Origin of the sequence: Micromonospora sp. LOL_014 (genome assembly GCF_048060245.1) — a bacterium.
GTDB lineage: Bacteria > Actinomycetota > Actinomycetes > Mycobacteriales > Micromonosporaceae > Micromonospora_E.
The window spans coordinates 23388-44012 of sequence record NZ_JBHMIP010000018.1 but is presented as its reverse complement, the minus strand read 5'-3'; the positions used below and the strand labels follow the sequence as shown (position 1 = coordinate 44012).

At 69.1% G+C, this 20625-nt stretch carries 17 protein-coding genes, 2 tRNA genes and 1 pseudogene; 5 read left to right on the top strand and 15 right to left on the bottom strand.

Translation table 11 applies throughout. The features are described 5' to 3' along the window. Positions 1 to 39: 39 nt before the first annotated feature. Positions 40 to 630 (top strand): oligoribonuclease, encoded by a 591-nt coding sequence (gene orn / locus ACFHW1_RS17000; protein ID WP_416554638.1) that lies wholly within the window; start codon positions 40 to 42, stop codon positions 628 to 630. 131 nt (positions 631 to 761) lie between these two features. Further along, a tRNA-His gene (locus ACFHW1_RS16995) sits at positions 762 to 837 on the top strand. Positions 838 to 911: 74 nt separating this feature from the next. On the opposite strand, the gene ACFHW1_RS16990 is transcribed toward ACFHW1_RS16995, so the two are convergent. Together ACFHW1_RS16990 and ACFHW1_RS16985 are read right to left on the bottom strand one after the other, a co-directional pair. Further along, positions 912 to 2228, bottom strand: a complete 1317-nt coding sequence (locus tag ACFHW1_RS16990) for an Ig-like domain-containing protein (RefSeq protein WP_416554636.1) — start codon at positions 2226 to 2228, stop codon at positions 912 to 914. A 222-nt stretch (positions 2229 to 2450) separates the two neighbouring features. After that, positions 2451 to 3731 (bottom strand): Ig-like domain-containing protein, encoded by a 1281-nt coding sequence (locus ACFHW1_RS16985; RefSeq protein ID WP_416554634.1) that lies wholly within the window; start codon positions 3729 to 3731, stop codon positions 2451 to 2453. A gap of 186 nt (positions 3732 to 3917) precedes the next feature. Here ACFHW1_RS16985 and ACFHW1_RS16980 point away from each other — a divergent pair. Continuing rightward, a tRNA-Lys gene (locus ACFHW1_RS16980) sits at positions 3918 to 3993 on the top strand. Positions 3994 to 4867: 874 nt separating this feature from the next. Here ACFHW1_RS16980 and ACFHW1_RS16975 read toward each other — a convergent pair. From ACFHW1_RS16975 to amcA, 10 genes are read right to left on the bottom strand one after another with little or no spacing between them, the layout of a single operon-like run. Further along, the gene (locus ACFHW1_RS16975; RefSeq protein WP_416554632.1) at positions 4868 to 5689 is read right to left on the bottom strand and encodes an aminoglycoside phosphotransferase family protein; all 822 of its coding nucleotides are present in this window, start codon (positions 5687 to 5689) and stop codon (positions 4868 to 4870) included. Beyond that, on the bottom strand, positions 5686 to 6336 hold the full coding sequence (locus tag ACFHW1_RS16970) for a histidine phosphatase family protein (RefSeq protein ID WP_416554630.1): 651 nt from the start codon (positions 6334 to 6336) through the stop codon (positions 5686 to 5688). Before ACFHW1_RS16970 ends, ACFHW1_RS16975 begins: the two co-directional genes overlap by 4 nt. Before the next feature lie 19 nt (positions 6337 to 6355). After that, the gene (locus tag ACFHW1_RS16965) at positions 6356 to 7093 is read right to left on the bottom strand and encodes a phosphotransferase (protein ID WP_416554628.1); all 738 of its coding nucleotides are present in this window, start codon (positions 7091 to 7093) and stop codon (positions 6356 to 6358) included. After that, positions 7090 to 7905: a class I SAM-dependent methyltransferase gene (locus tag ACFHW1_RS16960; RefSeq protein ID WP_416554626.1), complete on the bottom strand. Its 816-nt coding sequence runs from the start codon at positions 7903 to 7905 to the stop codon at positions 7090 to 7092. Before ACFHW1_RS16960 ends, ACFHW1_RS16965 begins: the two co-directional genes overlap by 4 nt. A 24-nt stretch (positions 7906 to 7929) precedes the next feature. After that, on the bottom strand, positions 7930 to 8451 hold the full coding sequence (locus ACFHW1_RS16955) for a topology modulation protein (protein WP_416554624.1): 522 nt from the start codon (positions 8449 to 8451) through the stop codon (positions 7930 to 7932). 51 nt (positions 8452 to 8502) lie between these two features. Further along, complete coding sequence (locus tag ACFHW1_RS16950; protein WP_416554622.1) at positions 8503 to 9549, bottom strand: hypothetical protein; 1047 nt, start codon at positions 9547 to 9549, stop codon at positions 8503 to 8505. Then, positions 9531 to 11267 (bottom strand): carbamoyltransferase, encoded by a 1737-nt coding sequence (locus ACFHW1_RS16945; RefSeq protein WP_416554620.1) that lies wholly within the window; start codon positions 11265 to 11267, stop codon positions 9531 to 9533. The genes ACFHW1_RS16950 and ACFHW1_RS16945 overlap by 19 nt, the downstream gene beginning before the upstream one ends. Then, complete coding sequence (locus tag ACFHW1_RS16940) at positions 11264 to 12211, bottom strand: thymidylate synthase (RefSeq protein ID WP_416554618.1); 948 nt, start codon at positions 12209 to 12211, stop codon at positions 11264 to 11266. The genes ACFHW1_RS16945 and ACFHW1_RS16940 overlap by 4 nt, the downstream gene beginning before the upstream one ends. Positions 12212 to 12229: 18 nt before the next feature. Continuing rightward, complete coding sequence (locus ACFHW1_RS16935; protein WP_416615710.1) at positions 12230 to 13198, bottom strand: NAD-dependent epimerase/dehydratase family protein; 969 nt, start codon at positions 13196 to 13198, stop codon at positions 12230 to 12232. Continuing rightward, the gene (gene amcA, locus ACFHW1_RS16930; protein ID WP_416554614.1) at positions 13198 to 13383 is read right to left on the bottom strand and encodes a multiple cyclophane-containing RiPP AmcA; all 186 of its coding nucleotides are present in this window, start codon (positions 13381 to 13383) and stop codon (positions 13198 to 13200) included. The genes ACFHW1_RS16935 and amcA overlap by 1 nt, the downstream gene beginning before the upstream one ends. Positions 13384 to 13867: 484 nt before the next feature. Here amcA and ACFHW1_RS16925 point away from each other — a divergent pair, with 484 nt between their 5' ends. Then, positions 13868 to 15202, top strand: a complete 1335-nt coding sequence (locus tag ACFHW1_RS16925) for an XRE family transcriptional regulator (RefSeq protein ID WP_416554612.1) — start codon at positions 13868 to 13870, stop codon at positions 15200 to 15202. Here the strand turns inward: ACFHW1_RS16925 and ACFHW1_RS16920 are convergent, their stop codons facing one another. Continuing rightward, positions 15203 to 15859, bottom strand: a complete 657-nt coding sequence (locus ACFHW1_RS16920) for an HAD family hydrolase (RefSeq protein WP_326555190.1) — start codon at positions 15857 to 15859, stop codon at positions 15203 to 15205. It abuts the gene before it with no gap. A 67-nt stretch (positions 15860 to 15926) separates the two neighbouring features. On the opposite strand from ACFHW1_RS16920, the pseudogene ACFHW1_RS16915 reads away from it, so the two are divergent. Then, positions 15927 to 16358 (top strand): annotated as a pseudogene (locus ACFHW1_RS16915) (NUDIX hydrolase); the annotation flags it as partial. A gap of 187 nt (positions 16359 to 16545) precedes the next feature. Here ACFHW1_RS16915 and ACFHW1_RS16910 read toward each other — a convergent pair. Then, the gene (locus ACFHW1_RS16910; RefSeq protein WP_416554610.1) at positions 16546 to 20160 is read right to left on the bottom strand and encodes a caspase, EACC1-associated type; all 3615 of its coding nucleotides are present in this window, start codon (positions 20158 to 20160) and stop codon (positions 16546 to 16548) included. Next, entirely contained in the window at positions 20160 to 20537 is a 378-nt protein-coding gene (locus tag ACFHW1_RS16905; RefSeq protein WP_416554608.1) for a hypothetical protein, read from the bottom strand. Before ACFHW1_RS16905 ends, ACFHW1_RS16910 begins: the two co-directional genes overlap by 1 nt. Between the last annotated feature and the right edge of the window lie 88 nt (positions 20538 to 20625).

Below are 20625 nucleotides of genomic sequence, written 5' to 3'. Positions count from 1 at the left end.
CCTGGCCGGCCGCTGGACGGTGCCGCGTAGGCTGTCCGCGTGGCGGATCTTCTTGTCTGGATCGACTGTGAGATGACCGGGCTCGACCTCGGCAGGGACGCGTTGATAGAGGTGGCCGCGTTGGTCACCGACTCGGACCTCAACGTGCTCGGTGACGGCGTCGACCTGGTGATCCATGCCGACGAGGAGACGCTGGCCGGGATGCCGGACGTGGTGCGGGAGATGCACGCCAAGTCCGGGCTGACCGAGGAGGTGCGGCGCTCGGCGGTCACCCTCGCCGAGGCGCAGGACCGGGTGCTGGAGTACGTGACCAGCTTCGTACAGGAGCCGAGGACCGCGCCGCTGTGCGGCAACTCGATCGCCACCGACCGGGGGTTCATCGCCCGCGACATGCCGCGACTCGACTCCTACCTGCATTACCGCATGATCGACGTCTCGTCGATCAAGGAGTTGTGCCGCCGGTGGTACCCCCGGGTCTATTTCGGGCAGCCGGCCAAGGGGCTGTCGCACCGGGCGCTGGCCGACATCCGGGAGAGCATCCGGGAGCTGGAGTACTACCGGCGGTCGATCTTCGTGCCGTTGCCCGGCCCGGACGTCGACGCGGCCAAGGCGATCGCCGCCGGCCTCTGACCGTCGCCGAACGACCGGCCGGTGGGCGGCGGCCGGGGGCCGGCCCGGCGGAACCCGCTCGACGTGATGCCCGCCGGTAGGGCTATCATTGGTCGGCACCCCACGCGGCAGTCCGCCGGGTGTGGTTCTTGGTGGCTGTAGCTCAGCAGGTAGAGCACCGGGTTGTGGTCCCGGGTGTCGAGGGTTCAAGTCCCTTCAGTCACCCCATACCGAAGCGCCCGGCCAGGATCAGATCCTGGCCGGGCGCTTTTGCTCGGTACCCGTTCCCGGGCGGGGACGGGTCAGGCCGGCGGGTCCGAGCTGGTCCCGGACCCGCCGGCGGCACCGCCCGGCGTCGACTCCGACTCGGTCGACTCGGTCGATCCGGGCTCGTACGGCAGGGCGCTGCCTTCGACGAGCTCGTCCCAGCTGAGGTTCCACACCGTCCAACCGTTGCCGTTGGCGAGCTGAACCTCGGTGCCCTTGACCGTGACCGGGTCACCGACCCTGGTCTGGTTGAACAGCCACTTGGCGTTGTCCGTCGACATGTTGACGCAGCCGTGTGACACGTTGCGTACCCCCTGGTCGGCCACCGACCACGGGGCGGCGTGGATGAACTCGCCACCCCAGGTCAGCCGCTGGGCGTACTCGATGTCCGTCCGGTAGCCCTCCTCCGGACCCAGCTCCTCGTACGTGTCGAAGACGGTCTCCTTCAGCTTCTCCATGACGATCATGGTGCCGCTGGAGGAGGGCGTCTTCGGCTTGCCGAGACTGACCGGGATCTCCTTGATCGTCTCGCCGTCCTTGGTGACCACCATCGTCTTGCTGGCGTTGTCCACTGTCATCACCAGCGCCGCGCCGACCTCGGCGTCCACGGCCAGGTCGTTGCGGCCGTACCAGCCGTCGCCCATCGGCAGGCCACCGGTCTGCGCCTTGTAGAACAGCTGGGTGCCGGCCTGCCAGAACTCGCGTGGCCGGAACTGGACCTCGGTAGGGCTCACCCAGTACCAGATGCCCTCCTGGGCGGGCTCGGTCTCGACGCTCAGCCGTCGCTGCACGTCGTCGCGGTAGTCCTGCGGGATCTCCCGGCTGAACCGCAGAATCAGTGGCATCGCGACGCCGACCACGTTGCCGTCGCCCAGGAAGCTGGACACCCGTACCTGGTTGCCCGGCTGGGCCATGGTCCGGAAGTTGTGGCTGGTCACGGTGGTCTCGCCGTCGTCGCCGGTCACCGTCACCGTCGCGGTGTACGCGGCGTCGTACTCCAACTGCCCGTTCGGCAGGAAGAAGGTGCCGTCGGCGTCGACCTCGCCCGGCACCGGGTTGCCGTCGGCGTCGGTCAACTCCACCGTGGTCTGCGCCGCCTCGGTGGTGGTGAACGTGATCGCCGTCGACGCGGGCACGTCGGTGGCGTCGGCGGCCGGCTCGGTGATCGTCGCTCGGGCCTGCGGGCTCGGGTCGGCTTCCGTACCGCCCTGCCAGGTGGGGGCGTCGCCGGCGCCGGTGCAGGCACCGGTGAGCGCGAGCGCGGCGGCGAGCGCGACGGCCGTGACAACCCGCGGTATGGGCGGTCGCGCCCGCCCGGTGCGCGGCTCTACCTGAAAGCAGCTGACTCGCATGATCCCCTCACGAAGTTCGGTCCCCGAATCCCATCGTCCATCAAAGACGCATTGGGGCAACTCCCGGGTTCGTGCCCCAACGTACGCAACAACGACACGGCTGACCGATATTCCCCGGATCGTCCGGTCCGCTCGGTCAGCCGTGTCTCATTCGTCCGTAGTTGGCAGTTATTCAGATGTCAAACTGTGCCCGCCTGACGTGGACCGGAAACGCATCGATCGTCATCCGGACGTCGCTGTCGGTACCGGCGCCGGCGTCGTCGGTGCCGGCGAACCAGCCCCTGCCGGCTGTAGATCGGCCGGCACTGGCAACGCACTACCTTTGACGAACTCGTCCCAGGTGAGGTTCCAGGCGGTCCAGCCGTTGCCGTCCGTCAGCTCCCGCTCGGTGCCCTTGACCGTGATCGGATCACCGACCTTGGTCTGGTTGAACAGCCACTCGGCGTTGGCCATCGACAAGTTGACACAACCGTGTGACACGTTGCGTACCCCCTGGTCGCCGACCGACCACGGGGCGGCGTGGATGAACTCGCCACCCCAGGTGATCCGCTGGGCGAACGAGATGTCCGTCCGGTAGCCCTCCTCCGGGCCCAACTCGGCGAAAGTGTCGAAAACGGTCTGTTCCTGCTTGTCCATCACCACCATGGTGCCGCTCGACGACGGCGTACTCGGCTTGCCGAGACTGACCGGCATCTGCTTGACCAGCTTGTCGTCCTTGAACATCGACAGCTGCTTGGTGGCGTTGTCGACCTCCACGGTCACCTTCTCGCCGATTTTCGCGGTGGCGCCCCGGTCCATGTCTCCGTACCGGCCGTCACCGGTCGGGTGACCGTCCAGCGCGATCCGAGTGGTCAACGTCGTGCCAGCCTGCCAAAAATCCGGAGCCCGGTAGAACGCCTGGGTACCGTTGGACACCCAGTACCAGGTGCCCGGCTGCGGCGGGTCGGTCTTGACGAACATCCGCTTCTGTACGCTGGCCCGCTCCTGCTCGGGGATGCCGGGGAAGAACTCGACCACCACTGGCATTGCCACCCCGTACGTCCGTCCGTCGAACAGGTAGAGGCCGGTGCCGGTCTGCGACCCGGATCTACCCATCGTGGTGAACGACGTGGTCTTGGTCTCCTCCTCCCCGGTGCTGCTGGTCGCGACGACAGTCGCCGTATACTTCTTCTGATTCTTGAGTGGTTTGTCCGGCACCCAGGCGGTGCCGTCCTCCCGCATACTGCCGCTGACCTTGCCGCCACCGTCCTCGACGAGGCTCACCGAGGTGACCTCCCCGCCGCTGACCGTGGTGCCGATCTCCGTGCTGATCGGCAGGTTCTTCGCGTCCGCCTTCGGTGCGATGGCGAACTCGAACGGCTCCGGCGAGGGTGTCGGACTCGCCGTGGCCACCTGGCCACTGACGAACCGTGGCGTTTTGCCCGATCCACACCCTGCCAGTGCCGCCGGTGCGATGACTGCCAGTGTCACCGCGACCGACCAACCCCTCCTGACCTTGTGCATGCCAGTCCCCGTTCCTTGTTCCGTCCCTGCCGACATCGTGCATCACCCGCCATGCCCTTCGTGCCTGATCCGGAAGGGTGCCAGATCCGCGCACGTGGGCAGGTCCGCCGGACAGACGGCTCGTTGCCGGCAACTGGTTGGAAGCTGGACGGCCGGACATGCTAGGGTTGCCCGCGTTGTCAGCGAGCGCCGCTAGCTCAACTGGCAGAGCAGCGGACTCTTAATCCGCGGGTTGTAGGTTCGAGTCCTACGCGGCGTACCAGACACAAAGGCCCCGACCAGGCGATTACCGCCCGGTCGGGGCCTTTTGCCGTACGCCGTACGGCCGGCTGGGTGCTCGCCGGGCGCTCGGGAGCCGCTGGACCGGTCGCCGTCCGCAGGGACCGGGCGCCGGGCACGTGGACGCTCTGTCACAGACTCTCTTCGAATGGCGGTTGATCGACCGGTGGCTGGGTGCGAGCCCCGTGAGGATGATGAGCTGAGGCCGCTATGTACTCGTGACGTCAAGTGGAGGCCCCCGGCGGTCTCCCTGATTCGTGGGACTTGCAGACCGGTAGCCTCCGCGCGACTGGACCGAGGGGGCTGCTGGGATAGCCGCGTAGGGATACCTTCAGCCATCGGACCGGCCTTCTTGCGTCGAAGCGCCTGGGCGGTCGGGACTACCTGAGGCGAGGCGTAGGCGCACTCTGGACCTGTCGGTTGTGGCGGGGCTGACCTAGGCTGCAGTCCATGGAGGAGAGGCCTCGTGCGGATCCCGCGCCTCGTCAACGCGGCGGTCCCGTTCGAGTATGGGTCAGAATTGATGCGGATGGTTGCCCGGTTGTCTCCTTCGAGCCATTGCCTGACGCCATGGCGGTCATGGTTCCTATGCCCGAGGACATCGAAAGGCTGCTCCAGCTTCACAGCTCCATCGCCACGACGATGCGGGCGGTGGCGGACGTCGACAACAACCGCGATGCTATCCGAACGCTGCGTGACCGCGTTCAAGCTAAGCGTCAAAAGAAGCGAGATGGTCAGGTGTCGACGGTCCGGGAAGTTCGCAGAGCTTCGGCGCGTTGGAGGCAGGAACCGGCTCGAGACCTACAACGCGAGTACCCAGATCAGACCACTCAGAGCGTTCAGGCTCGGCCGATCGGTCAACCGGACAGCAACCGTAGGAGACATTGAGTTGTGTCGGCCGAGGAGCGCCTCGTCAGAGTGAGAGCGTCGAGGTAGGTGCAGTGTTCCAGGACCTCGTGGTCGGCTTCGGTGAGGTGGCCGTACTCGTCGAGGAAGCTGGCGCGGAGGTCCGGGCGCTGGGGCCAGAGGCGGGTGGCGAGGCGTACGAGGTCGCGGGCGGGCAGGTCGTAGCGGCTGTGCTCGAAATCGATCAGGCGGACGATGCCGTCGTGACCGTAGATGATGTTGCGGGGCATGAAGTCGAGATGGCAGGGGACAGTCGGTAGCGGGGCGAGATCTTGGAGGGCTCGCATGTGGGCGCGTACCTCGGCGCGGTAGCTGAGGGTGATCCGGTCTCCGGCTTGATGGATCCAGTGTTCGGCGCGGTCGGCGAGCCAAGCTGTCCAGTCGGGCTCCAGCCGTGGTGGCCCGGCGGCGTGGAGCGCCTTGAGTAGCTGTCCTGCCTGCCGGTATGCGTCCTGCTCGGCCTCGGGGGCGAGTGTTCGTTGGCTGAGCGGGATCCCTGGCACGGCGGTGATGACGATCGTGGGCGGATCGCCAGCTGTCGCGAGTAGGCGGGGTGCCCGGTCGTGGAGGGCCGCTGTGACCCAGGTGCGGTAGGCGTGAACCTCCTGCGTGTGCCGTTCCCGGCTGCGGTGTGGCTTCACCATGACTTCCCCGTGGTTGGCGGTCGCGGCACGGAGCACCTGGGTGCCGGCGTGGCCCGGGTGCCAGGCCACGGGGACGGCGTCGGTATCGAGAAGGCGCCGGCAGAGTTGAAGGAGGTCGATGCTGCTCATCGAATGGGTTCGAGGTGGCGGGTGTCGTTGTGCGCGACGAGCTGCCAGGTGGTGCGGCCAAACCGGTTGGTCCGCCGCTGCCATCGGGTGATGGAGGCGTGGTCGGTGACGAAGCCGAGCCGTAGGCAGGCGTTCCGGGGGAGCGCGAGGAGCAGGTCGTTGGCGGCCTCGATGGTTTCTCCGTGGGCGGCGATGAGGATGCGCTCGCCGTTGTGCCGGGCGAGGATTTTCTGTAGGGCTTTGGTGGCGCGGTCGAGGTACTCGTTCCACGTTTCTGAGCCGTGGGCGTACGGGAGGTCGGGGGCGTGTTGGGGCGGACCCTGAAAGGCGGTCTTGATGTCTGCCCACGGGCGGCCGTCGGCCTCGCCGTGGTCGGGTCCGCGAAGTTGCGGCTCGGCGGTGGGCGGTAGGCGGAGGGCCTGGGTGATGATCTCGGCGGTTTGGACCACCCGGAGTCGGGGCGTGGAGTAGAAAACCGCGTACGGGCGGGCTGCGTGTTCTGCGGCAAGCCGGGCGGCGAGCTGGGCGACTTGGCGGCGGCCTTGGTCGGTCAGGCCGGTGCAGCCGTGTTCGCCGCCCACGATCCCGGCGACGTTGCAGGCGGCCTCGCCGTGACGGGCGATGACGAGTTCGGTGGTCTGGTCCATTGGCAAGACTCCTCCGGGGTCAGTTTGACGCGAACGGGTCGGGCCATGGCCGCACGGTGGGCCACGGGTGTCGGTAGCCGTTGGTGCCGAGGTAGCGCAGCGTCAGGAGTTGGTGAAGTTCGGCGTACTGCCGCAGCTCGTCCATGCCGCAACGGATCGGCGAGATCGCGTCCCGGTAGGCGTCGACGCAGTCCGTGAGGATCCACTGGTCGAGGTTGCCGTAGGTGAGGGAAGCGGTGACGAGAAGGCCGGCTAGGTCGTAGCCGAAGGGGGCGAGGGTGAGGTCGTCGAAGTCGACGACCGCGATGTCCTCTCCCTCGACGAGATAGTTGCGGATGTTCGGGTCCTTGTATAAGGCCACCGGCCGGTCAACCCGGTCGAGGACCGCGTCGAGCGCGGCCAGGCCGATACCCGTGATGCGGGCGGCGCGGTGCAGCGCTTTGCGGCGCGGGCTGGCGAAGTCGGGGAGCGCCAGTCCGGTCGACGTGCTGTGGGGTTGGTCGAGGCGTGCGGAGCGCAGTTCTTTCCGGTGCGCGGCGTCGTGCAGCTGGCCGAGCGTTGCCGCGACTCGAGGCAGGTCCGCTACCTGGGGCGTCCGGCCTGGCAGCCGTTCGAAGACCAGGTGGCGAGGTGCCCGGGTGACCAGGTGCGGAAGGCGGACTCCCGATTGCAGCCCGGCGAGCCAGTCGTGGTGGGCCGCCGTTGCCGAGCAGCGCTGCGGGTCGTCGTACCGCTTGATGAAGAGGTTGTTGGTCACGGCCGGGCCGCCACGGCGTAGCTGACGGTGGAGCGGGTCAGATACGGCGGCGCTGGTAGCCGCGCCTGGAGGAAGGCGGCGAGGTCAGCCGGTCCACTGTCTGGGCGGATCTGATACTTCGGGGTCGTGGCCAGGTATCGGGCGAGGTGAGTGGCATCGGTGAACTCGAAGACATGTTCCTCGTGCAGGACGTCGAGCACGGTGAGGTGCACGGCGGCGATGTCGAGCAGGTTGCCGCTGTGGAAGCTCTCGTAGAGGCTGGGCCGGCGGATGGCGTCGGGGTCCAGGTGGGCGGCGTGGACGAGTTGGTCGAGTTCGGCGTAGCTGTCCAGCGACTTGGTCACCAGGACGGCGATACCTCCGGGACGGAGGCAGCGGGCGATCTCCGCGACGGCGGCGGCCGGGGTGGCCGAGTGATAGAGGCAGAAGGCGGCTACGGCTGCGTCGGCCACTGCATCGGCCAGCGGCAGGTGGTGGAAGTTGGCGCAGACCGGCGAGCCGGACTCGTCGGCCTCGTGCAGCCGTGTCCGGACGGTGTCCAGCAGTGCGATCGAGGCGTCAACCGCGATGAGGCGTCGAGGGCGGAGACGGGCGGCGATGTGAAGCGTGCTGGTACCCCGTCCGCAGCCGATATCGAGCACCACGGCACCTGGTGTGGCCCGCCGGGCGAGCAGATCGGCGATGACTTCGGCGGCGTCCCGCCCGGCGATCTTGGCTTCGCGAAGCGCACGGGTGCGGTCCGCGAGCCGATCGCTGGCCCGGTAGAGGTCGCCGTGGACCAGAGCGGGATCGAGGAACGGGTTAGCCGACATCGGCCGCCGCCCGTCCGGACCGGGTCAGGTCATCGGTTGGGCTTGTCGTCGGAGCCGCTCGATCAGTTGGTTGGCTTGCCGGCGGCTGGTGAGGTGGACCAGCCGGACGTGCGGCCCGTGTTCGCGGATGAGGTTCTGGACTCGGGGCCGCATGGCGCGTCGGTAGCCGAGGATGTAGCGGACGAAGTTCCAGGTGATCCGGTCGTATACGCCGTCGGTCTGGTGCTGCCCGCCCCGGTAGCGGCGGCGTCGCTGGGCGATGCCCCAGAGACAGGTGGCGGCGGGAAGGTCGAGGAAGATCACGGTGTCGGCGGCGGCCAGCCGGATCGGCAGGGTGCCGGCGTAGTTCCCTTCGATGATCCAGCGTTCGCCGGTGACGAGTTTCTCCTGCTTGGCGGCGAACTCGTGCTGCGGGAGCGGGTTCCACTGTTCGTCGTAGTAGATCGCGTCGAGGTGGGTCAGCGGCGCGTCGAGGACCTGGGCGAGCTGCCGGGCGATCGTCGACTTGCCGCTGCCGCCGCAGCCGATGATGGCAATCCTGTCCATGGTCCTCCAGCGTAGGGGCGGTGCGGGTTTCGGCTGAGCGGACACGGCCGGTCATGACGGCACCCGATCCGGATCGAGTAGGAGACGATCGAGCACGCCGAGCTGGGCGGAGAGCCGAAACGGGGCGAGGCGGCGCAGACAATCTGCGATCAGGTTGGCGTGGTCGTTGGTGCCGGCGATCTTGGCGAGCCAGCCGACCCGGTGCCGTACGTCGGTGGCGTGCCTGACGTGCAGGCTTGGCGGTACAAGTGCGGCGGCACCGCGGACAGTGCTGGGTAGGAGCGGAACGCAGCCGGCGAGGACCGCTTCGAAGATCCGTTGGGTGATCTGACCTGCCTCGGCGTAGCGGTCGGGAAGCAGCAGCACGGTGGCGAGCGCGTCGGCGTGGATCTCGGCGACCTGTGGGAACGCGACCCGGCCGATGAAGTTGAGACCGGGCCAGCGGTGGGTGTCGGTCCACTTCCCGGCGATCAGGTGCGGCAGGTGCGCGGCGGCGGGGGCGAAGAAGGTGTCGAAGGCGTCGTCGCGGTCGTACTGGTTGCCGACGTAGACCAGCGGCGTCGACCGGTGCCGCGAGGCCAGCCCGCCGGGGTCAGCGGTATCGAGGGCCGTGTCGGCGACGGGAAAGAGCAGCGTCGTCGCGCCAGGGCTCGGGCGCAGGGCTGGCTCGCAGATGGTGACGTTGCTGGTCCGACGCAGCGGGTCCGCCGGGTCGAGCCGCCGGTCCTTGTCCCAGAGAATCGTCGGGGTGCCGAGCCGGCGGGTGTAGTGGGCGACGAGTTCGGACTGGCGGTGCAGATCGCAGGTGTGTCCGGGCCGGCCGCACGGGGTGGTGTTGCGGCCGGGGATAGGCCAGCGCCATTCGAGGAACAACGCATCGACGTCGGGCGTCCCGACGTCCCACAGGTAGCTGCCGGTGAGGTCGAGACCGGCGTCGCAGAGGTCGCGGCTGGGCTGGAGGAACACGATGTCGTGTCCGGCCTGGCGGAGCCCGTCGATCAGGGTGCGGCGGTGGCTCCGTCCGCCGTCGGGGGTGTCGACGATGCCTGGGCCGAGGAATCCCCAGAAGCTGTATCCGATCAGCACTTCGTCACCCACCAGCCCTCGATGAGCAGGGCGTCCAGGCCGGTTTCGGCGAGGCAGTCCAAAGCCATGTCCGGGGTGCCGCAGATCGGGTTGCCCTTGATGTTCAACGAGGTGTTGATCAGCACTGGGTGGCCGGTGATGTCGCCGAACGCGGCCAGCACGTTTGCGAGGAACGGGTGCTGGGCGCGGGTCACCGTCTGGACCCGCGCGGTGCCGTTGCCGTGCACGATTGCGGGCAGCTGGGTCCGGGTCAGGTCGGTGACCGGTGCGGCGATGGACATGAACGGCGAGAACTGGCGGAGCTGGACGTAGTCGGCGGCCCTGTCGGCGAGGATCACGGGGGCGAACGGGCGGAACGGTTCGCGGAACTTCACTGTCCCGTTCAACCGGTCTACGACCTCGTGTGCGAAGGGCGAGGCGAGGATGGACCGGTTGCCCAGCGCGCGTGGCCCGGCCTCGAGTGGGCCGGTGAAGTGTCCGACGATCGCGCCGTCGGCGAGCTGCCGGGCGAGATGCTGGACCGGGTCGGTCGGGCGTGTGGCGGTCAGACCGGGTCGCGGCGTGGCGGGAAGGGTCAGATCGGGGTACGCCGGGCCGAGGTAGCAGCGTCCGTCGATGCCTGTCGCGGCGCTTCCGGTGGCGTCGAGCCAGACTGCTGCGGCGGCGCCGATGGCGGTGCCCGAGTCACCGGGCGCGGGCGGGATGTGAACTTCGTCGACAACGCCGGCCTGGGCGATCTGTCCGGCGGCGACGCAGTTCATTGCGACGCCGCCGCCGAGGCAGAGCAGACCGGAGCCGGTCAGCCGGGTGGCCTGCTTGGCCAGGTGCAGCATGACCTGCTCGGTGCGTTCCTGCAGGGCGGCGGCGAGGTCGGCGTGCACTGGTTCGACCGGTGCGTCAGATGGGCGTGGTGGGCAGCTGGCGGCGGTGAACGCCGCGCTCGTCCGGCCGTATCGGCTGGACAGGACCCGCAGCGGCAACAGCCCTGGGTGGAGAGCCAAGCCGTCGGTGGTCAGCGCAATCGAGCGGGACATCAGGTCACGGAAGCGCGCCGGTTCACCGAGGGCGGCCAACGCCATGACCGTGCCCTCCTCGTCGCCGCGCCGCCAGCCGAGGTGCTCGGTCACGGCACCGTACGCGTAGCCGAGCGACGCCGGATCCTTGATGGCGGCGGCCAGGCGCAGATGCAAGGGCTGCACGTTGCGGTTTGTGGCGTGCCAGATCGTGGTGGTGTGCAGCTCGCCGAGGCTGTCCACGACCAGGACCGCCGCATCGTCGACGCCGGCGGACAGGAACGCGTAGAGGGCGTGTGCGCGGTGGTGTAGCACGGGGGCGACCTCGGCGAGCGGGAAGCGCCGGGCCAGGTCACGCATCCGTGCCTGGTATCGGCGGTACACCGTGAGGAAACTGCCTGAGCGGGCAACGGCTCGGCTTCGGGTCGCGGCGTGTGCCAGTTGCCCCGGAAGTTGGCCGAGCGCCGGAAGGTAGCGGCGACCGTCGAAGTTGTAGGCCACCGTCGTCACGTCGTTCGCGGTCAGCCCTGCTTCGCGGAGGAGCCAGGCGACGACGTTGGCCGGGTACGCCTTGCTGTGCTTGACCCCGTCGAGGCGTTCCTCTTCGGCGAAGCCGACCAGGTGGCCGTTGACCAGCAGCGCCGCGGCTGAGTCGTGCGTGTAGGCGCAGAGCCCGAGCACGACCTCGGCACCACGTGGCAACCGGCGCGTGATCATCCTTGTCCTCCTGGTACGCGTGAGGCGAGGTGGTCGTACCAGCTCGACAGGGCGACGCCGAGTGGACCGGGGGTGTCTGCGGCGAGCTTGCGTGCCTGGTCGCGCTCGCCTGCCTTCCACGCGCGGTAGCTGGCAAGGGTCCGGCCGAACGCATCCCAGGTGGGGCCATCTGCAGGGCTGCTCTCTCCAGAGATCACGCGCTGGAGCAGGGCATCGAGGTCAGGCCAGGGCACGACGGCCGGATCCAGCTCCACCGTGCTCGCCGCTCCATGCAGGGAGGCGGCGGCCGGCTCCGCATCGTGCGCATAGAGGTGCAGCGAGTCGACGTGGTGGTGATACTCGCCCAGCTCGACGCCGAGCCAGCCGGCCATCAACTCCTGGATCAACGTCGTGGTGAAGATGTCGTACGGGAACCCGAGCCACAGGTCCTGGCTGCGCATACTGGTGTGCATGATCAAACGGCCACGCCGTACGAAGAACCGGTAGCCCAGGGTGCACGGCACATCGCGGTAGCCGAGATGATCCCGGGACGGGTCGTACAGCTGGACCACCCCTCGTCGGGAATCCCGGTCCTGCTGCAGCTGCCGCCGGACCGCGTCGAGTTGGTCGACGTGGCCGCCCCACCGGCGAAGCCGTGGGCCGTACGCGCCGCGCAGCACGCCGTCGTCCGCGTACCTCCGCAGCCGGTCGTTGTAGTCGAAGATCCACGGGGAGTCGGAGCCGGAGAGGATCCACAGTGCCTCCGCGACCGCGAAGGCAGGGTTGATCACCCGGGCGGGCGGCACATCGACGAGCCGCCGTCGCGGGTTGGTAAGACACAGGTGCGCTCCGACCACCTCGGTCGTGGTCAGGTCGCGCGGGCATGCGGTCCGGCCGTTGATGAGTACGGCCTGGCAGGCGACGGTGAACAACTCACTCGCCGAGTCCGCCGTCAACACGATCATCAGAACTCCTTCGAGGCGTCAGGACGTGAACGCGGCGAGCCGGTCACGGGAGAGGTTGACCAGCCAGGCCGCCTGACGGGTGAGCCCTTCTGGCAGGCCGACGGTGGGCCGATAGCCGAGCAGCCGCCCGGCACGGGTCAGATCGGCGGCGGTCGAGGGGACATCACCCGGCTGGGCGTTCACGACCTTCGTCGGCACCTGCCGACCGGTCACTCGGGTTACCTCGTCGATCACCGTGAGCATCGAGACACTGGCGCCGCCGCCGACATTCACCACTGCGGCCTGGGCGTCGAGGTATCCGGCGGCGAGGGTCGCCGAGACGACGTCGCTGACGTAGGTGAACTCGCGGCGTTGGCTGCCGTCGCCGAACAGGGTGACCGGGAAGCCGGTGTAGGCGGCGAACAGGACCCTTCCGATGGCCATGTCGGGTCGCTGCCGAGGCCCGTACACCGTGAAGTAGCGCAACGCCACGACGCTGAGCGGGCTGTCGGGTCGCCGGGCGTAGGCGAGACACAGTTGCTCGGCGGCGAGCTTGCTCACTCCGTAGGGGGAGACCGGGCAGGTCGGGTCGCTTTCGCGGCTGGGCCGGTCGGCGGGACCGTAGACGCTCGACGACGAGGCGACAACCAGCCGCCGGGTGCCGTGGCGGGCGCAGGCATCGAGCAACCGATGTGTGCCGAGCACGTTCGCTTGGGTGTAGTCGAGGAACTCGCGGCTCCATGACGGCCGTACGCCTGGCCGCGCGGCGAGATGGAAGACGGTGTCGCAGCCGGCCACCACGTCGTCCAACTGGTCGGCGGCCAGGTCCAGGCAGTACGGCGTGAACAGCGGACTGGCGACGGCCCGGACCAGGTTCTCGTCCGCGACGGCATGCTCACCGAGCCTCCGCCGATCCAGGCCGACGACCCTGATTCCGCTGCCCAGCAGCGCGTCGACCAGGTGCGAGCCGATGAAGCCGGCCGCTCCGGTGACCAGAACGCGGGACATCATCGGCGTCGTTCCTTCCGTGCGCTCTGTTCGAACAGCCGCTGCCAGACGTGGGTGAACAGCGGAGGGTCGGTTCGGGATGTGGCGATGCGATCGCCCGCGATCGCCCCGCCGCCGTCGCCTGATCTGACGGTGCTGGCGACAGCTGCCGTCGTTGTGGCGTTGCGGGAGAGGTAGAGCGTCATCGCGGTCCCGCCCCTGACCTGTCGGTGCCGCGCTGGAGTCGGGGAAGCGCGTTACTGGGCCTGCAGTGTTGGTCGCCGAAGTGGCGGACCCGCCGCGATGTCGGCGGGTCCGCCACCGCGAGGCGGCGGCTGGGAGCACCCCGCCGGTCACCCACCCGCACAGCCCCAATGGCGGTACGCGGGTGAGGAATCAACCTCACGGAACCGAACCCGACCGCCGTGGCGGCAATCCGGTCCTGCCGAGGTGACGCCTTCTCGAATCTGATCGATGTGTCCACCATGAACCTCATGCCGTTGACGGATCGGGCCGGTGAGCACCGGAGCCTCCAGGAAGCGGCGGCATTCGATGCTCGGCATTAGCGAACCGTCTACAGGCGGTGACCGGTACCGTCCGCTACCCGTCCAATCGCGACCAGCTAGTGACGACCCGTAGCCGCAGTGGCTAGCGTGATCCATGTCGACAGGTGAAGCCCGGAGGTACGTGATGGCGGGACGGCGCTACCCCCCGAACCGGCGGCTCGCGTGGGAAAGGCTTCAACGCGGCTGGTCCTACGAGGAGATCACCGAACACATCCGCGCCGAGATGAGCCGCGCGGGCGAGACCGACACCGGGCTCAACGCCAACACCGTCCGACGCTGGGAGATCGGCGAGCGGTGGCCCGACCCGCGCTACCGCAAGCACCTGGTCGCGATCCTCGGCAAGCCGGCAAGCGACCTCGGTCTGCTCACCCCCGACGAGCTGGCCGTGCGCCCGGACGCGGAAACACTGCACGAGTTCAGGAGGTTGTGGGAGATGCTCACCGGAGACGACAACAGCAACGGATGGGACCGTGCATCGGTACTACGCGCACTCGTCGGCGCCAGCATGCTGCCCCTGGTCGCACCCCTGCTGTCCCTCGATCCAGACGCCGCCCACGCCGACGGCAGAACCGTCGACCCCGACTCGTACCAGCAGATCGTGCGCTGCCAGCGTGAGCTGTACTGGACCAGCCCGGCCCGCCCGCTCTACGAGGCCGCCTACGCCCACACCCAGCTCGGCGTCGGACTCCTGCGCGCCGCCGCCACCGGTACCAGTCGGGCCAGTCTCGCCAGCGCACTCGCGGAATCCGCGCTGCTCACCGCCCGGCTCGCCTTCTTCGACCTCAGCCAACCCGCCATCGCCGAACGCTGCTACGACGTCGCCCTCGCCGCCACCCGCGAGGCCGGCGACCACGCCCTGGCCGCCGCCGTCCTCGGCCACATGGCGTTCATCCCCGCCTTCGGCCACCAACCGGCCAACGCCCGCCCGCTGATCGACGCTGCCCTGCAACACACCTGGCACGGCGTCAGCCCCACGGTCCGGTCCTGGCTGCACTGCGTCGCCTCGGAGGTCGAGGCCCGCGCCGGAGCGGCAGCGGCCAGCCGCCGCCACATCGACCTCGCCGCCGGCGCGGTCGACGGCAACTCCACCCCACCCGAGTGGCTCGACTTCTACGACAACGGCCGCCTGCACTCGTTCGCCGGGTACGCCGCACTCGCCAGCGGCGACCACAGCGAAGCCGCCGGACAGCTCAACCAGGCGCTCGCCACGCTCACCGGCACCAGCGCCAAGCAGCGCAGCGTTGTCCTCGCAGACCTGGCCACCGCGCATGGCGGTGACGGCGATCGCGCCGCCGACTACCTCAACCAGGCCGTCGACGCCCTACACGCCGACTGGTACGGCACCGGCCTCGACCGGGTCCGAGCCGTCCGTCCGACGCTCGGCGACAGCCGACACGGCGCACTGCTCGACGAACGCGTCGCCGCTCTCACCGCCGGCAGGGCCGCGCTCTCGGGATAGTCAGCGAGCTGACTCGTTGTGCTTGCGGACGAGGTCGGGCAGCTCTGCCAGCGAGTCGAGCTGGAACAGGCAACGGTCGATGACCGTCTGGTCGTCGAGGATGTGCCCCCACGGGCCGCGACGGATCAGGGCGGTCGCGATCCCCGCCTGCTGCGCGGGTCGGATGTCGTTGTCCAACCGATCCCCGACATAGAGCACCTGGTCAGCCTGGCAACCTGCCTCGGCGACCACCCGGTCGAAGAACGCGGCGGACGGTTTCTCCACGCCCCAGCCGTCCGAGGTGCCGATGACGTCCACCGGCAGGTCGAGGACCCGCAGGATGGTCTCCGCCCGCGCCGTCTGGTTACCGGCCAGGCCGACCTGCAGCCCTGACTCACGCAGCGCTGCCAGGCACGGTCGGGCATCCGGATACAGGTCCTCCTCGGTGAAGGATTCCGGCTGCCCCGCCGCCGTCCGGCGTTGCCGCTCCTCGGCCAGGTCGAACCCCGGCCGGAACACCTGGAAGGTCTCCCGGTAGTCGAGGCCGCGCGCGATCACGGCTCCGAAGGCAGCGGAGAAGGTGTGCCGCGGGACGCCGAGCCAGTCCGCCCAGGTCCCGTACTCACGGGACTCGTCGACGATGGTCTCGCCCACGTCGAAGAACACGCTCGCGATCACCCGGCGATTGTGCCCGGCACGCCCAGCCAGAGCAACGTGCATCGCGAGTCGGACCAGCAATGCGGCGATAGGGTGCGGTACATGGGAGCCGGTGCTCGGCGGGGCAAGTGAGTGGACGATCCACGACGAGCGGGTCATCGACGACACGAGGCGTGCCGTGCTGAGCATCGCTGACGTCGAACTACCCGACGGCGTCCGGTTCGAGCAGTACGTACTCAGGTCGCCGTCCGCCGCGATGGTGATCGTCCTGGACGACGCCGACCGGGTGCTGATGATGTGGCGGCACCGGTTCATCATCGACCGGTGGGTCTGAGAGTTGCCGGGCGGCTACCTTGACCACGACGAGGACCCCGTCGTCTGTGGGGCGCGGGAGGTCGAGGAGGAGACCGGCTGGCGGCCCAGAAGCATGGAACCGCTGCTGGGATTCCAGCCTATGGTCGGCACCATCGATCAGCAGGACATCATCTACCTGTCACGAGGGGCCGACCCCACGGGCACCGTGCCTTGTTGTCGGCTGGTGGGCGACGATCACGGCGTCGGGGCGGTGAGCTATGACATGGCCAGACGAGACCAGGGCTCGGCGGCGCCGAGGGAACCCACACGGTTGTCTCAGCGCCGATTTGACGACAACGACGGTTCCCTCGACGGCCGGATCAACGTACGAACTGGAGTGGGCGGACCTGCGTTCAACTGCTCGGTCGACCATCCAGGTGACGGAGCTGCTCGGCCAGCTCCGTAGCCACCTGCTCCGGTTCGGCCAGGCAACGCCATGCGGGCACCCGGCGGCCGGTGCCGTGGTGGGCGGCGACGTCGAGGCGGGCAAGGACCTTGCGCAGGGCGCGGCCGGACGGATCGCCGGCCGGGTCGTCGACGTAGACGGCGATTTCCCGACCGGCCTGGCGGATGACGATATCGGCGGTCTGCCCGGCAACGGCGACGTCCCGTTGTACGGCGACTCCGGCCTCGAGCAGGGCACGGTGCAGCTGATCGGCGGGCCCTGGGACGGCGTCCGGCAGCGCTGTGGTCGACCTGTGGCCGAGGGCCACGGCGGTGAGCAGGCCCCGTTGGCCCGACCACCACGACCGGTCGCCGACGACGACGAGCTGGGATCGGGCCCGGGTGATGGCGACGTTCCACAGGTTCGTCTGGTGGGCGAGCCAGTCCCGGGTCCGGTCACCGATGCCGTGGGCACCGACCGGTGAGACGACCATGATGTCGCGTTCGCTGCCCTGGAACCGGTGGATGGTCGCGCAGAGCAGGTTCTCGGACAGGCCGGCGGCCTGGAGCGCGGACTTCAGGCCGCGCTGCTGCGCGGCGAGTGGCGTGACCACTCCGATGGATGCCTCCGGGAAGGCCGCGCGAAGTTCGGCCACCTCGGTCACCACCGCCGCGATCTCGACGTCGTTGCGTCCGGACCCGGTTGGTCCGTAGTTGTACGTACCCGGCACGTCGCGCCACCGTACGGCCGGTTCGGCGGGCGCGGTCAGGCGGGCCGGATCGGTCAGCACGGTGAGCCGGCCCTGGTACACCTCCCGGTTGGGGGCGTCGACGATGTCCGGGTGGCAGCGGTAGTGCTCGTCGAGCAGATAGGCCGTGCCAGCCGCTGCGGCGAACGCGTCGTACGCCGAATGGCGTGCGTAGCGCAGCCGTCGGGTGTTCAACCATCCGGTGCCGAGCCCGGCCTTGATCTGCTCGGCGAGATCGTCGGTCTCGGCAAGCTCGACGACGGGTGGCAACTGCCGGGGATCGCCGATGATCAGTGCCCGTTTGGCGCGGAACAGCATGGGCAGGATCGCCGGCACGGTGCACTGCGCGGCCTCGTCGATCACGACGAGGTCGTACATCGCCGGCTCCCGCCGCATCCATCGCACGGACAGCGCCGTGACGGCCCAGCCCGGCAGCACCCGAAGTAGCTCCGGGAAGTAGGCCCAGCTGTCTGGCCTGGCCTTGGCCATCTCGTCGGCCCGGTTCTGCAGCAGTCGGGCCCCGGACGTCACCCGCTGGGCGATCTGGGCGCGCAGTAGTTCGACGCTGCGCCGAGGCCGCTCGACGCCGATGAGTTCGGTCAACCGCCGCCACGACGTCTCGGCAGCGGGCAGCGCGTCGGCCTGTCGCCGACAGTCCCGCCACCGCAGCTCGATGACGGCACGTTCACCGAGGGCCCGGATCGCGTCCTGGTCGCCGGCGCCGTGCCGACGCATCCGCCAGCGGTACCACCAGCCGAGCCACCGGCTGTTCAGGGCACGGTCAGTGAGTCGGTACAGCCGCGCGAGCGCCGCGTCGTCGTCCGGCAGCCCGGCCGCTGCGGCATCGCGGCCGTCCCGGTGTTCGTGGCGTGGCCCCGGTCGGCGCTCGGCTGCGAGGTCGGCCAGGTCGCGTTCGAGTAGCCGCTGATCGTCCAGGCTCTGCCGCAGGCCGTTGATCTCGTCGGCGATCAGGCGGAGTTCGTACAGCGGTGTCCGATCGTCGGGCGCCTGGTGGCTCTCGGCCGACGGGTACGCGGCGATCAGGTCGGCGATGTGCTTCGGCTCCTGCAGCCGATGCTCCTTGTTCCCGGTGCGCAGCACCAGCCCGGGACCGAGCAGCTCGCCGACCCGGTCGAACACCGCGTCCACCGCCTGGTTGCTGGTGGAGCCGATCAGCACGCTCTGGCCGGCGGCGGTGGCGGTGGCGAGCAGCGCGGTGACCAGTTGACTCTTGCCGGTCCCCGGTGGACCCTGCGCGACGGTCAACGGCTGCGACATCGCGGCGCGGATGATCTCCTCCTGCGCCTCGTTGGCCGGAGCCAGCGCGACGGTCGCCATCGACACCGGAGCCTCCTCGCCCGGGCCCGCCGCGAGGGTTGCCAACGCCGTCCGGTCGATGAGCCGGGGATTCTTGATCATGCCCTGGAGGTCGACGACGAGCTGCTGCTGTGGCGAGGCCGTGGCGTCGACGGAGTAGAGCAGTGCGGCGTTCTGCACCCGGTCCAGTGGCCCGGGACGCGGTGGGCCGACCAGCGCAGTCGGGTCGAGGTCCGCCACCGGAGTCAGACCGAACGTCTTCATCAGCAGGTCGACGGTGGCGGTGAGGGCCGCCGGGTCACCGGGTACGAAGACCTGTCCGACCCGTTGCAGCAGTTCGTCGGACTCCACGTCGGACAGCTGCAGCAGGTCGAGCAGCGCCGGGCCGGGTCGTGGCGGGAAGGAGGCGTGCACGACCTCATCGGTGCCCACCGTGACGTCGCAGATCAGCAGCGGCGTCAACCGTACCGGCCGCTGCCTGGCGGGTCGGACCGCGACGACCGGATAGCCGTACTGCAGCTCCTTGCCGTCGTTGCGGGCCCGGACGGCCAGCGCGGATGCCCGGCCGGTCAACCGGACCGGCGAGGCCGCCGTGAACACGGCCTCGGCACCGGCCGGTGCCGAGGCGTATGTGCTGACCGCTTGCGGGTCGATGAAGGACCGCAGGGCGGCCGAGCGCTCCATGCAGTTGACGTAGTAGGTGATCAGGCGGCGCCACTGGTCGGCGTCGAACGGCGCGTCGTCGGCAGGGGTCGCCGGGCTGCTGTCAGCCTGCGCCCCGGCGGCCGCCGAGTCCGGCGTCGCGACCAGCCGGATGGGTTCGGTCACCCCCTCGCTCGACTCGACCGGTGAGTGCTGCCGCTGTCGGGCCATCTCGGTCATCGCGTAGCGGGAGAGGTCATTGGTGGTGACCCAGCCGTCGGCGGACCCGTCGGCCGCGCCACGCAGCCCGTCGAGCAGCACTGCGGTGAACACCGACGGCCGATCGGGCCCCTGCGCCTTTGCCGCCTTCATATGGGTGCTGGAGGTCAGGACGAAGGTGCCTCGTTCGCGCTTGCCCCGGCGAGGTTCCTCCCGTACGCCGCCCCGGAACCGGTGCCGTGCCGTGAAGGCTCCGGAGAAGCAACAGTCGAGCAGGACGACCTTCTGACTGGCCTTGGTGCTGTTCAGCAGATGCCGCAGGGAGCCGTCGACATCGAAGGCGGTGGCGTGCAGCTGCCCGGCGTGGGAATCCGTGGCGGTGAGAAACAGCGACTCCCGGTCCTCGTGCAGCACGCCGTGCCCGGAGTAGTACAGCAGGGCCAGGTCGTCTCTGCCGCACCGGCCGTAGAACTCCTCAACGACCTGGCGTAGGTGTGCGACCGGCCGGTCCAGTTGGGCGTCGACGGTGTCGAAGCCGCCGCTGCCGTCGAGTAGCGTCTTGAGCTGGGAGACGTCCTGGCGTACCGAGGGCAGCGCCGGGAGTCGCCGATCGGCGTGGTAACTGGCTGTGCCGAGCAGCAGCGCGTGTCGGCCCATCAGCGGTGGCCCGCTTCGATCGCGGCCCGTACCGTCTCGATCAGTTCGGCGGTCTCTCCCCGCGTGGGCTGGTCGATTGTCAACTCGACGTCGCCGACGCGGAGCTGGACGCGGCGGCCGGTGTGGCGTTGCAGGAACGCCACGATCACATCGACCAGCGACTGTACGTATGAGGGGTCGACGCTGGTCAGTACGGTGACGGCTGCCAGAGCCAGCTCCGCGATGCCCTTGCTCGCTGGATCGGGGGCGAGCGGAATGCGCCGTACGTCCCCGACCTCACGAAGATCGTTTGCCAGCTCCTCGGTGAGCTGGTCGAGAACGAAATCGTCATCGCCGGTCAGCGGTGTGAAAGTGACCTCGACACGTACCTGCGACACGCAGCCTCCTCCTGTTTCGCGACGAGAAGGCTACGGAGTCGCCGATGCGGCCGGGTGCGTCTGTCGGCTATCCGATCGTACCGTCATC